This is a genomic window from Pelomonas sp. CA6, from assembly GCF_022549225.1.
Lineage (GTDB): Bacteria > Pseudomonadota > Gammaproteobacteria > Burkholderiales > Burkholderiaceae_C > Roseateles.
Genome location: NZ_JAKZFD010000056.1, coordinates 1 through 448, shown reverse-complemented (window position 1 = coordinate 448; position 448 = coordinate 1). Strand labels below are relative to the sequence as shown.

The window sequence follows — 448 nt, the reverse complement described above, 5'->3', positions numbered from 1 at the left end:
TGCTCCGGCACGCGGCGCAGCCGCTCGCCGCCGGTCAGCAGCGTGCGCAGCCCCTGCGGCAGCGGGCCGTCGGCCAGCGCCAGCTCGGCCAGCGGCGTCACCAGGAAGCTGCTGTCCAGCTGCTGCGCCCGCCACCAGCCCAGCAGCGCCGCCGCGTCCAGCACCTCGCCCCGCTCGTCCAGCGGCGGGATCACCAGCGTGGCCCCGCTGGCCAGCGCCGGCCAGGTCTCCCAGGTGCTGGCGTCGAAGCCCACGCCGGCCGTCAGCGCGGTGCGGTGCCCTTCACCCAGCCCGAAGCTGCGTACATGCCACTCCACCAGCTGCGCCAGCTGGCGCTGCTCCACCATCACGCCCTTGGGCACGCCGGTCGAGCCGGAGGTGTAGATCACATAGGCCAGGCGCGACTCGGCCCGCTCCCGCGGCTGCACCGGAACGATGTCGTCCGGCA

1 protein-coding gene is annotated in these 448 nt (G+C 75.0%); it reads right to left on the bottom strand.

All coding sequences use genetic code 11. From position 1 onward, the window contains the following. Window positions 1-448, bottom strand: a 448-nt coding sequence (locus LZ017_RS21855; RefSeq protein ID WP_241399038.1) for an AMP-binding protein, incomplete at both ends; no start/stop codon positions are given.